The 11,788-nt window shown below is 46.3% G+C and carries 13 protein-coding genes; 5 read left to right on the top strand and 8 right to left on the bottom strand.

The features are described from left to right. The first annotated feature begins 46 nt into the window (after window positions 1-46). Entirely contained in the window at window positions 47-1,102 is a 1,056-nt protein-coding gene (locus tag ICN35_RS06060) for a formate dehydrogenase subunit gamma (protein WP_216125220.1), read from the top strand. Between the two features lie 10 nt (window positions 1,103-1,112). Then, window positions 1,113-1,403, top strand: coding sequence for a hypothetical protein (locus tag ICN35_RS06065; protein WP_215295209.1), 291 nt, complete (start codon window positions 1,113-1,115; stop codon window positions 1,401-1,403). An 11-nt stretch (window positions 1,404-1,414) separates the two neighbouring features. On the opposite strand, the gene ICN35_RS06070 is transcribed toward ICN35_RS06065, so the two are convergent. Continuing rightward, window positions 1,415-2,122, bottom strand: coding sequence for an ATP-binding cassette domain-containing protein (locus ICN35_RS06070; protein WP_216125228.1), 708 nt, complete (start codon window positions 2,120-2,122; stop codon window positions 1,415-1,417). Next, a complete protein-coding gene (locus ICN35_RS06075; protein ID WP_216125230.1) occupies window positions 2,115-2,810 on the bottom strand; it encodes an ABC transporter permease in 696 nt (231 codons plus the stop codon). Before ICN35_RS06075 ends, ICN35_RS06070 begins: the two co-directional genes overlap by 8 nt. Window positions 2,811-3,077: 267 nt before the next feature. On the opposite strand from ICN35_RS06075, the gene ICN35_RS06080 reads away from it, so the two are divergent. Both ICN35_RS06080 and cls read left to right on the top strand, forming a co-directional pair. Continuing rightward, complete coding sequence (locus tag ICN35_RS06080; protein WP_215295201.1) at window positions 3,078-3,830, top strand: endonuclease/exonuclease/phosphatase family protein; 753 nt, start codon at window positions 3,078-3,080, stop codon at window positions 3,828-3,830. Further along, window positions 3,827-5,305 carry a cardiolipin synthase gene (gene cls / locus ICN35_RS06085; RefSeq protein ID WP_216125232.1) on the top strand — a complete coding sequence of 493 codons (1,479 nt, stop codon included), beginning with the start codon at window positions 3,827-3,829 and terminating at the stop codon, window positions 5,303-5,305. Before ICN35_RS06080 ends, cls begins: the two co-directional genes overlap by 4 nt. Here cls and ICN35_RS06090 read toward each other — a convergent pair. Continuing rightward, window positions 5,302-6,486, bottom strand: a complete 1,185-nt coding sequence (locus tag ICN35_RS06090; protein WP_216125234.1) for a CaiB/BaiF CoA-transferase family protein — start codon at window positions 6,484-6,486, stop codon at window positions 5,302-5,304. The genes cls and ICN35_RS06090 overlap by 4 nt on opposite strands. A gap of 21 nt (window positions 6,487-6,507) precedes the next feature. Further along, window positions 6,508-7,677, bottom strand: a complete 1,170-nt coding sequence (locus ICN35_RS06095; protein WP_215295195.1) for an acyl-CoA dehydrogenase family protein — start codon at window positions 7,675-7,677, stop codon at window positions 6,508-6,510. 155 nt (window positions 7,678-7,832) lie between these two features. On the opposite strand from ICN35_RS06095, the gene ICN35_RS06100 reads away from it, so the two are divergent. Further along, entirely contained in the window at window positions 7,833-8,336 is a 504-nt protein-coding gene (locus ICN35_RS06100; protein WP_216125236.1) for a YqaA family protein, read from the top strand. A gap of 43 nt (window positions 8,337-8,379) precedes the next feature. Here the strand turns inward: ICN35_RS06100 and ICN35_RS06105 are convergent, their stop codons facing one another. From ICN35_RS06105 to ICN35_RS06120, 4 genes are read right to left on the bottom strand one after another with little or no spacing between them, the layout of a single operon-like run. Further along, window positions 8,380-9,084 (bottom strand): ABC transporter ATP-binding protein, encoded by a 705-nt coding sequence (locus tag ICN35_RS06105; protein ID WP_216125238.1) that lies wholly within the window; start codon window positions 9,082-9,084, stop codon window positions 8,380-8,382. A gap of 13 nt (window positions 9,085-9,097) precedes the next feature. After that, window positions 9,098-9,850 carry an ABC transporter ATP-binding protein gene (locus tag ICN35_RS06110; RefSeq protein WP_215295190.1) on the bottom strand — a complete coding sequence of 251 codons (753 nt, stop codon included), beginning with the start codon at window positions 9,848-9,850 and terminating at the stop codon, window positions 9,098-9,100. Beyond that, complete coding sequence (locus ICN35_RS06115; RefSeq protein ID WP_215295189.1) at window positions 9,850-10,809, bottom strand: branched-chain amino acid ABC transporter permease; 960 nt, start codon at window positions 10,807-10,809, stop codon at window positions 9,850-9,852. The genes ICN35_RS06110 and ICN35_RS06115 overlap by 1 nt, the downstream gene beginning before the upstream one ends. A 13-nt stretch (window positions 10,810-10,822) precedes the next feature. After that, entirely contained in the window at window positions 10,823-11,707 is an 885-nt protein-coding gene (locus tag ICN35_RS06120) for a branched-chain amino acid ABC transporter permease (RefSeq protein WP_255535731.1), read from the bottom strand. Window positions 11,708-11,788: the final 81 nt, after the last annotated feature.

Here is an 11,788-nt window from a genome sequence, read left to right on the forward strand (position 1 = left end):
CAACTAAACAACAATAAATAAAACGAAAACGTTTAAGGATATGTGTATGAAACGATCATTTTCTAAAGTTCTACGCACTTTGGTGGTGGCTGCAGGTTTGTCACTCACTCTGGCGAGCGGCATGAGCTTTGCTGAGCGTGGGCCGATGCCACCCTTGCCTTCGCCTAGCGGAGTGGATATTCCACCTGCGTCTGTGCCAGCAAACCCGAATAGCTTGGCTAATGGTACGCAAGCGCAAGCTCAGCCAGCTAACCCATCCATTTTTACTTCTGCGAATAGCGACCCATATAACTATGTCAGCATTCCAGACAAAGAAGCTAGTGTCCTAATTCAGCGCTCTGGTGAGCAGTGGCGCGTGATTCGCAATGGAGTGATTACCGTCTTCGGTGGCTGGCTATTGGCGATTGCTTTCTTTGGCATTGCAGCTGTCTTTATTATCAAAGGCCCAATCAAATTGCATGCGCCGTTATCAGGGCAAAAAATCAAGCGTTTTAATGGCTTCGAGCGCTTTACTCACTGGGTGATGGCGATTAGCTTTGTTGGACTTGCTTTCACTGGCATGTTGATTTTGTACGGAAAGTATTTCGCAATGCCTTTAATGGGTGGCGCTGCATTTGGGTCATTCTTGATGGTTTGCAAGAATATCCATAATTATTCTGGCCCGCTATTTACGCTGAGCATCATTATTTTCTTCCTGTTGTTTGCTACCAGAAATATTCCTGGCGAAGGTGATCTTAACTGGCTCATGTCATTTGGCGGAATGCTTGGTGGAAAGCATCCCCCCGCAGGTTTCTTTAACTTTGGCGAGAAAATTTGGTTCTGGTTTGGTATGACTTTCTTGGGCTTAGTGATCTCTGCATCTGGTCTTGTGCTAGACATGATCGTGCCATTTATGCAAGTTGAATACATTCGCGGCACGATGCAGATTGCCAACATTATTCACGGCGGTGCGGCAGTTCTGATGACTACTATGGCCATGGGTCATATTTATATTGGTTCAATTGGTATGCAAGGCTCCTCAGACGGCATGATGTCTGGCTACGTTGATGCTACTTGGGCTAAGGAGCATCATGAGCTTTGGTACAACAAGGTTAATAAATAAGGACAAAGCCATGAAAAAGATCATTGCTTTTACATTCTGCGCGCTAACTAGTGCATCGGTGATGGCAACATTGCCACCATTAACTCCTGAGGCACAAGAAGCTGCTACTTTGGCGAAAGCTAAAACTGCTTACGGTGACAGAGTGGGTGCATTTCAACTCTGCCAAGCTCAAAATCGAGTGGCTGAACGCTATAAAGTATCTGGAACTGCTGCACCTGCAGCTTGTGTAGCGCCGCCACCGTTTGTGGCACCAGTTGCTGCAGCGGCTGCACCTGCGCCCGCCGCACCTGCAGCAAAGTAATTGATTGGCCTCTAATCAGCTAGCAATTCTTGATGTAAGTAACGCTTCGCTGCTGATGTTTGAGGATTTGAAAAGAAGGGGCCTACGGGTCCCTTTTCTTTTATCTCGCCTTGATCAATAAAGAGGATGTACTGCGCAAGCCTTTGTACTTGTGCGAGTTGGTGCGAGGAAAAAATCACATCAGATCCTTGTTGATTAAATTCTCGAATGATGTCTTCAACTTGCTCGGTGGCGCTAGGATCGAGGTTTGCAGTGGGTTCATCTAGCAACACCAAATTCGGTTTTTGCAAAATAGCTCTACCAAGGCACAGTTTCTGTCTTTCGCCAGCCGATAACTTGTGTGCTGGGCTAGCACTTAAATTCTTGAGCCCCACCCGCTCAATCACTTGATCAATCTCACTCAAAGTGATTGCAGAATCTGCATCTCTCACCAGGCTGATATTGGTTCTAGCTGAGGCTTTAATCATGGGTGTGTGATGTAAAACCAATGCGGTCTTATTTCTAAAGGAATAGTTCATCGTTCCGGTATCAGGCTTGATTAGGCCATCGAGTAGTTTTAAGAGCGTAGTTTTACCAGCCCCGTTTGGCCCTATGCATGCTGTAATCCGATCGGCCGGAATGATGGCATGAGGTATGTTGAGAATGGTTCGACCATTACTAAGGACAGTAATGTCTTTCAGTTCAATGTACTTTTCAAATTGCTCTGTCAAATCAGCCATAGCGACGCTCCACCATTTGACGAACAATAAAAGTAAATAGGTTTGCAATCAATACGATTCCCAGCAACACGATGCCTAAAGCAAGTGCCAATGGTAAGTCGCCTTTACTGGTTTCTAGTGCAATTGCAGTAGTCATGGTTCGAGTCGAGTTTTGAATATTGCCGCCCACAATCATGACTGCCCCTACCTCGGAAATTGCTCTGGCAAGACCAGCTAGCACGGCAATGGTCAGCGAAAAGCGGCAGTCCCAGATGAGCCACTGATAGCGAGATAGTAGTGGCAGACGTAAGCTCATAAATGAATCCCGATGAATCTTCCAGGAATCTTCCAGAATTTGCCTGCTTAAGGCTGCAATTAAGGGTGTTGTTAGCAGTGTTTGGGCCACAATCATGCCCTTGGGTGTGAAAAGCCATCCCCACGTCCCTAAAGGCCCTGTGCGAGAGAGAAGCAGGTAAACAATCACCCCAATAATGACCGTGGGTACACCCATGAGGGTATTGAGGGTCACGATCACGGTTTTCTTGCCAGTAAATTCTTCGGTCGCTAAAAGGGCGCCGATTGGAAGTCCAAACAGAACCCCAAAGAAGAGGGCAGTCATACTGACCTGTAGGGAGACCAGGACGATCCCTAGCACTCCACCGTCTAGGTGGGCAAGAAGTGCAAAGGCATCTGAAAAAGCGTTCAACATTCGGTCGATTCTATCAAGGCAATGGCAAAATGAGTTTAATGAGACTCATACCCCTAATTTGTGACTTATGGCTGAAGTAGTCTGCCTCTGCAACGAGGTCTTGGATATTGACCTGCGCGAATACCTAGACACCCATCCTATCGACTCGATTGATGAGTTGAGGGACCAGGCATCTATTTGCAATAAATGTATGCAGTGCCAAGAACTGGTGGAAGGTGAGATCTATTTGGCTCGCGTACGTCGCCAGCGCGCAGCAGGGCAGAGTGAATGACCCAAATCAAAGTTAGTCGTTTTACGGTGATGAGTATGAATGTGCATAAAGGTCTATCACCTCTGCATCGCCATTCCACTATTTATCAGTTGCGTCAAAAGATGCGAAGTCATCATCCGGATTTATTGTTTCTTCAAGAACTGCAGCAAGAGCATCGCGGTAGAATTCGGCGATTTGGTCAATGGCCCCTAACTGAGTTAACCCATTTTCTCTCTGAAGATTTTTGGCATGACTGGCACTACGGTAAAAATGTGGAATATCCAGATGGTCATCACGGTAACGCGATATTGTCAAAACACCCTTTGCATAAGGGTAAAAATTACGATATCTCTGCCTATCGTTTTGAGAGGCGTGGACTATTGCATAGCGTGATTCAGTTGGGTAATGGAAGCCCAGAGATCCATTGTTTTTGTGTGCACCTCGCTTTATTTGAACGGGGTAGGGAACGTCAATTAGAAGAGATTATTCGTTATATTGGAGAATTGACGAATGACGCGCCAACGATTGTTGCTGGCGACTTCAATGACTGGCGTAACCGTGTGAGTGCCCCTATGCGGCTTGCAGGGTTTGAAGAGGTGTTTGAAGTCTTAACGGGCACACCAGCAAAGACCTTTCCTAGTGTGAAGCCCTTATTACCCATGGATCGCATTTATGTTCGTGGACTCAAGATCCATTCAGCAGAAATTTTGCATGAATGGATGAAATTGTCTGATCATTTGGGCATTGCAGCAGAACTGGAACTGATATGAATGACCTACTAAGCTTATTTTTAAAACATACATTTGAGCTGAACTTAAATTGGCTACTCTTCGCCCATTTTTTCTTGGTCACTTATTTTATTGGCGTCATTATTGCGGTGAGAAGGCCAGTTGGCGTTGCCTTTGCCTGGATCTTTATTGTGATGACCTTTCCAGTGTTAGGAATCGGTTTATATGTCCTGATTGGTGAGCGCCCGGTAGGTCGAAAATTAACGCGAAAAATTACTCGCATGAATCGTGAATATGAAAAGATCACTGAGAACATGCGTCAGCAATACGCTAAGGATAGGCTGGGGATGCCTTTAGAGGATAGAGCTTTAAGCCTACTGGCAGAGGCCAAGAATGGCTCTCCAGTTGTGGCTGGGAACAAGCTTGAGCTGCATACAAACTCTCTCGAAATTCTGCAATGCTTTATTGACGAGATCAATGCAGCTAAGAAAAGTCTTCACCTCGAGTTTTATATTTGGGCTTTAGGTGGAGATGCAGACCGTGTTGGAGAGGCTTTAATCGCTGCTGCCAAACGTGGCGTGTCATGTAAAGTGCTATTAGATTCTTTAGGTAGCTCTGCTTGGTTTAAATCTAAATGGCCAGCGCGTTTTCGCAATGCTGGTATTCAAGTAACCGAAGCATTACCAATTCAGGTGGGGCGCTTTCAGTTTCGACGGGCAGATCTGCGATTGCACCGAAAAATATTTGTCGTTGATGGCTCGATCGTGTGGACAGGTAGTATGAATATGGTGGATCCACGCACTTTTAAGCAAGACTCAGGGGTGGGTGAGTGGGTTGATGCCATGGTTCGAGTGGAAGGTCCAGTAGCAGCACAGTTTGAACTGACTTTCTCATTTGACTGGAGCGTTGATAACCCTAAGATTACGCACTTCAATGATAGAAATCCTCCCGCAGCGCCGTTTGAGGGGGCTGCCATTGCGCAAGAGCTTGCATCAGGCCCTGTATATCGAGATGATATTTTGTATCAAGTGTTGCTCTCGGCCATTATTGATGCCCGTGAAGAATTAACCATTACGACTCCTTACTTTGGTCCAGACGATGGTCTCTTGCAGGCCCTCATGGCCTCTGCAAGACGAGGTGTGAAAGTGACCCTGATTGTTCCCAAGTTGAATGACTCGACCTTGGTTGCCTGGAGTAGTAAAAGCTACTACGCTGATTTATTGCGATCGGGGGTGCGGATTGCAGAGTTTCGCGGGGGATTACTACATACCAAGAGCTTATTAGTGGATAGCAGAATTGCTGTCTTTGGATCGGTTAATTTTGACCAACGCAGTTTGCGTTTGAACTTCGAGATTAGCTTGATTGCCTATGACAAAGATTTCTGTGCCAAGCTGAATCAACTAGTGCAGTCTTATTTAAACGAATCGGATTTCATAGACATGACGACTTGGGCGAAGCGACCACGTTGGCATCACTATCTCGAGAATGCCGCCCACCTTACATCGCCGCTACTTTAAATTGCTCCGCTTGCACGCATATTAGCGATTTCAGATTCCGCTATACCCAGTTCTTTGAGGATGGCGTCAGTATGTTGCCCCACCGATGGCACGGGGTCCATTCGATATTCATAGCTGTCATTTAAGCCCGGTGGCAGCAGTGCGGGGATTTGACCATTGGGAGTATTGACTTCTGTCCAGCGATGACGTGCCTTTAATTGCTCATGCTTCCACAAGCCTTCCATGTCATTTAGATGGGCATTAGCAATCTGCGCCTGCTCTAAGCGAGCAATTAACTGTTCAGAGCTGAGTTTGCTAAAACAGGCGTTAATGATTTCTAGTAATTCAGCACGCTTTTCATTACGCTTGAAGTTTTTATCGAAGCGCTCATCTTTGGCAAGTGCAGGATTTTCGAGTACGGTCTCGCAGAACTTCGCCCACTCGCGTTCATTTTGAAGACCCAGCATGACGGTCTTGCCATCGCCCGCTTTAAAGGGGCCGTATGGATAAATTGTGGCATGCGATGCGCCATTTCTAGAAGGTGGATTAGCCCCCTTGTAGGCGTAATACATTGGGAAGCTCATCCATTCGCTTAGAGCTTCTAGCATCGAGATATCAATGACAGTACCTTTGCCGGTCTTGCCTCGTTGCAATAGCGCGGCCAAAATATTAGTGTAGGCATACATGCCGGCAGCAATATCTGCGATGGAGTTACCGGCTTTGCTCGGCGTCTCAGGCGTACCAGTAATCGATAGAAAGCCAGCCTCACTCTGAATTAAGAGGTCGTAGGCTTTTTTATCGCGATAAGGACCATCGTTACCGTAGCCAGAGATGGCGCACAAAATCAAACCAGGGTTATCTTTTTGCAAGGCTTCTGCAGTCAGTCCCATGCGGGCTGCTGCACCAGGTGCCAAATTTTGAATGAAGACATCAGCAGTCTTTAATAAATTCTTCAATACGGCAATTGCTGATTCTTGTTTGAGATCGAGCGTCAAACTCTCCTTTGAGCGATTGACCCATACAAAGTGAGATGACAGTCCCTCGACTTGTGTGTCATACCCTCTGGCAAAGTCGCCATCACCAGGGCGTTCAATCTTAATGATGCGCGCTCCTAAATCGGCTAGCTGACGCGTGCAGAATGGTGCCGCAATCACATGCTCTAGCGCAACAACAGTAATTCCGTCTAAGGGGCGAACGCTCATCTCAAAGGCCTATTAGCAGAATCAGAAAGATCTTGGTAGGCCAAGAACGTGCTCAGCAATATAAGAGTAGATCAAGTTTGTTGAAATCGGAGCTACTTGATAGAGGCGCGTTTCTCTAAATTTACGCTCAACATCGTATTCATTTGCAAAACCAAAGCCACCATGGGTTTGGAGGCAAACGTTTGCCGCTTCCCAAGAGGCTTTGGCAGCGAGGTACTTTGACATATTAGCTTCAGGACCACAGGGCTGATGACTATCAAAGAGTTCGCAAGCCTTAAAGCGCATTAAGTTGGCTGCCTCTGTTTCGATATAGCTATCAGCAATCGGAAATTGAATACCTTGGTTTTTGCCGATCGGGCGATCGAATACTACGCGATCATTGGCATAGCGACGTGCACGATCGATAAACCAGTAGGCATCACCAATACATTCAGCAGCAATCAGCACACGTTCTGCATTGAGGCCATCTAATATGTATTTAAAACCTTGACCTTCAGTACCGATGAGATTTTCTGCAGGAATTTCTAGGTTATCGAAAAAGACTTCGTTGGTTTCATGATTCACCATATTGGCGATAGGTCTGACTTCCATACCTTTACCAATGGCGTCTTTGAGATTAACGATAAAAATCGACATCCCTTCAGATTTACGTTGTACTTCATTAATAGGGGTGGTGCGCGCCAAGAGAATCATGAGGTCTGAGTGTTGGATACGAGAAATCCAAACCTTCTGACCATTCACGACATACTTGTCACCTTTTTTGACTGCAGTTGTTTTGAGCTTAGTGGTGTCGGTACCTGTTGTTGGTTCAGTCACTGCCATGCTTTGTAAGCGCAACTCACCACTGGCAATCTTCGGTAGATACATTTTTTTCTGAGCTTCACTACCATGGCGAAGTAGCGTACCCATGTTGTACATCTGACCATGGCATGAACCAGAATTACCACCAGAAAAATTAATTTCTTCCATGATGACAGAAGCTTCTGCCAAGCCCAATCCGGAGCCACCATATTCTTCTGGAATCAGTGCGGCTAACCAACCCGCTTCAGTCATCGCTGTTACAAATGCCTCTGGATAGCCACGTTCGTGATCAATCTTTTGCCAGTAAGCCGAATCAAAGCGATTACAGAGGTCGCGTAAGGCTTCGCGCATATCTTGATATTGATCAGGCTTGGGAATGGGGTGATTCATGAATCTCTCGTTTTATAAGATGGGTGCTGCTTTTGCTGTAAAGGCATTAGTTTAAGCAAGATTTGGAAATCATGGAGAATCCACAAAACAGGGCAAAATAGCCTAGATGGGATTAAATCAATCCCAACAAAGTTACTCAAAGGGGTATGCGTTTCATGGAGCACGCACTCACGCATTTTTTTGGATGGTTTGGCATGCCCTCGGTGGGTCTTCCAGCAGTGTTTATTAGCGCCTTTGTTTCAGCAACCCTACTTCCTGTTGGCTCTGAGCCCATTCTCTTTGGTTACATCTCTCTCAATCCCCATTTGTATTGGGTGGCAATACTGGTGGCTACGGTTGGCAATACCTTGGGAGGCATGCTGGATTGGTGGCTGGGATTGCTCGCTCGCAGTCGCATTAAATCCATTGCTGAAACTAAAGATAGCCGTCTAAAAGCTTGGCTTGGAGAGTGGGGACCAAAGATGCTGCTGCTTTCTTGGTTACCCGGTTTTGGTGACCCCTTGTGTGTTGCAGCAGGGTGGTTAAGGCTACCTTGGAAATCGTGCCTGATGTATATGTTTTTCGGCAAGATGCTGCGCTACTTAATATTAACTTGGTTGTTGTCCTTGGTACCTGAGAGCTTTTGGCACCAGTTAGGCCATTGGTTGCACTTGATTTAATCATCAACCAAGTGGCTAACTCAAACGCTAACTAAGCAGCGAACTAAACAGCGCAATACTTCTGCTGGATCTCGTCGTTATTGAGAAGATTCTGAGCGGTGTCCTGAAACACAATTTCTCCCTGATCCAAGATATAAGCGCGGTCAGAGATCCTCAAAGCTTGCTGGACATTTTGCTCAACCAATAGAATCGTTAAGCCTTGCTGCTTCAGTTTTGCAAAGAGCTCAAACATTTCTTCTACTAAGACTGGCATGATGCCCTCAGAGGGTTCATCGAGCAAAATGACTTTTGGTTTAGCAATCATGGCGCGAGCAATGGCGAGCATTTGTTGTTCTCCACCCGACATGGAAGTGCCATCCTGTTGAAGACGCTCTTTCAACCTAGGAAAGGTCTCAGCAATTTCATCTACTAAAGCGCTCATATCACCACGACTCTTTTGGGCAATCACACCTAACTCCAGATTTTCTTTAACAGTCAAACCTGGAACAATGCGGCGGTCTTCTGGTACATAAGCCAGACCTAAGTGAAAGCGCTCATGTGCAGGCAGATCTAAAAAGGATATGCCATCGATTGAGGCTTTGCCTTGACGCTTAGAGAGCAAGCCCATGAGTGAGCGCAGGGTAGTGGTCTTACCGGCACCATTACGACCCATTAAGGTCACAATTTCTCCTTTATTTACTTCAAGTGAGATGCCTTGCAAGACGTGACTGCGGTCATACCAAGCGTTTAAGTTTTCAATGCGCAACATAAGGAACCTTCAATTAACCATGACCGAGGTACACACGACGCACCTCAGCATTATTTTGGATTTCTTCGGGAGTGCCCTCAGCTAAAAATTCACCATGATGTAGCACGATGATGCGCTTGCATAAGCCCATAATCAGTTTCATCTTATGCTCTACCAAAATGACGGTGCGCTCGCTAGCTAAAGTACGAATGAGCTCCATCATGACTAAGGTCTCTTCAGGGGACATGCCTGCAGTAGGCTCATCCAAAAGAAGGAGACTAGGGTTGCAAGCTAAAGCCATCGCAATTTCTAGAGCCCGTTGTTGACCATGAGCAAGATCACCCGTTTTCTTATTGCGCAGATGCTCTAAGTTCACGCGGTGTAGAAGTTGCTCTGCGAGTTCAATCGGACCTGGATAGCTTTGGGCATTTCGCAGAAAGTTATAGCGGGCCGTTTCCATTTGTGCAGCTACGCGAACATTTTCATGAACGGTCAGTTGCTTAAAAACATTCGTGATCTGAAAGCTTTTAGAAATACCAATACGTGCAAACTCATGTTGCTGCATGCCGGTAATATCTTTGCCGTTAAAGAGGATTTCTCCGCTAGTCGGAGGGAATGCGCCACTTAAGACGTTAAAGAAAGTGCTTTTCCCTGCGCCGTTAGGGCCAATGATCGCGGTTAATGTTCCAGGCATAAAGCTGGTAGAAACATTTTGTAGGGCTTTGAATTTACCAAAGCTCTTGCTGACATTGCGCGCTTCAAGAATAGGAGTGCTTACGCTATTCATTATTTTAAATCCCGATTAACTTGTAGCTTGCTCAGAATGGTTCCCCAGATACCTTTAGGGAAGAACAGCACAAAGAACATAAATACTAGGCCAACCACCGCCATCCAATGTTTTGTAAAGGTGGTAACAACGTCTTCAAGGTAGAGCATCACTGCGGCACCTACAAATGGACCAAAGAAGGTGCCCATACCGCCCAAGATACTCATCATCACCGCTTGACCAGATTGCAGATAATGCAAGGAATCAATCGGAACAATGGAAAGGTGTAGGGCTCGTAATGATCCAGCTAATCCACAAATGGCAGCTGACAATACAAATACGAGCAATTTAGTTCTAGCGACATCAAAGCCACAGGCTGCTGCGCGTTTTTCATTTTCACGAATGGCTTCCATGACTGCACCTAGCGGTGAGTTCAAAATACGGGAGATCAACCAAATCGCAATGACTACGAAGAAGAGAATGATGTAGTACTTCACCATGGGGTTGAGGAAGTCAACTGGGATGCCAAAGATGTTGAATGAGTCGACGCGGACACCACGTAAACCATTTTCACCCCCAGTCAGACTTTCTGCTTTGTAGAAGATGTAATAGACAATTTGGCCAAGCGCTAATGTCACCATCGAGAAATAAATTCCCCGAGTGCGGATCGCTAAAAAGCCCATGATGAGTCCGCCAATTGCAGCACCAATCACGCCTACCAAGATGGCAGTAGCCCATCCTAAGCCATAGTGAACGATGCTGATACCAGTAAGGTAGCTGCCAATACCCAAAAAGGCTCCGTGTCCAAATGAGAGCAAGCCCATGTAGCCAAACAGCAGGTTAAAGCCCATGGCAAATAAACCAAAGATGAGGATATTAATTGCCAGCGCCTCATACGGCATGATGAACGGGAAGATCGCTAAGAATAGGGTGCTCGCTAAAACGCGATGACGAGCGATGAGTTGGAAAAATGAATTCATAAAATACGGAGCCTTAGCCCATCGCCCCCGCTTTACCAAAGAGGCCTTGTGGTCGAATTAACAAGACAACGGCCATCAATACAAAAATAGATAATTCGGACAGGTCGGGAAAGAAGAGGGAGGTCATGCTGTAAACCACGCCAACCAATAAGCCCGCAACCACAGCGCCAACAGGTGAGCCCATGCCGCCAACTACAGTCACCACAAATGACTCCGCCAAAATGGGAATACCCATCTCTGGGTTGACGGAGCGGGTTGGTGAAGCCAGGATGCCTGACAGGCCAGCAATAGCACAGCCCAGACCAAAGACTAAGAGCCATACTTTGGCGATATCGACCCCGAGTACTTTAACAATCTCTTGATCAGCCGCGCCTGCTTTAATAATGAGGCCATAGCGTGTCTTTTGAATCAAGAACCAAACGCCAAAAATAATGAGTGCTGTTGCGCCAATCAAAAAGAGTCTGTATTTAGGGAAGTAACCAATGCCAACGTTCATGGTGCCAGTTAAACCATCAGGTGTGATCGAGGGTAAACCTTCGATACCAAATGTCACGCGCATGACTTCAATCAATACATATGACAGACCAAAAGTGAGTAGCAGCGGGTAGTCCAGTCCGCGACCATAAAGCGGTCTTACTAAGAAGCGTTCCGTTACCAAGCCAAGACATCCAGTGAGCAAAGGTGTGAGGATTAAGCTAAACCAGAAGTTGCCAGTGACACCTAAGAAATACACGCCCAAGAAAGCGCCGACCATAAAAAAAGCGCCATGGGCAAAGTTCACTACGTTGAGCATGCCAAAAATGAGGCACAAACCCAGTGCTAAAAGCGCATAGATACTGCCTAGGGCAATTCCCGTAAGCAGTTGCATGCATAAAAGTTCAAACGTCAGACCAGTCATAAATGTACTCAGAAAAACTCCCCAAGACCATCAGGTTCAAGGGGAGTGGTTCGGGGAAGATCAACTGATCCTCCCTGATTT

It is taken from the genome of Polynucleobacter sp. es-GGE-1, assembly GCF_018882005.1.
In the GTDB taxonomy this organism is placed as follows: domain Bacteria; phylum Pseudomonadota; class Gammaproteobacteria; order Burkholderiales; family Burkholderiaceae; genus Polynucleobacter.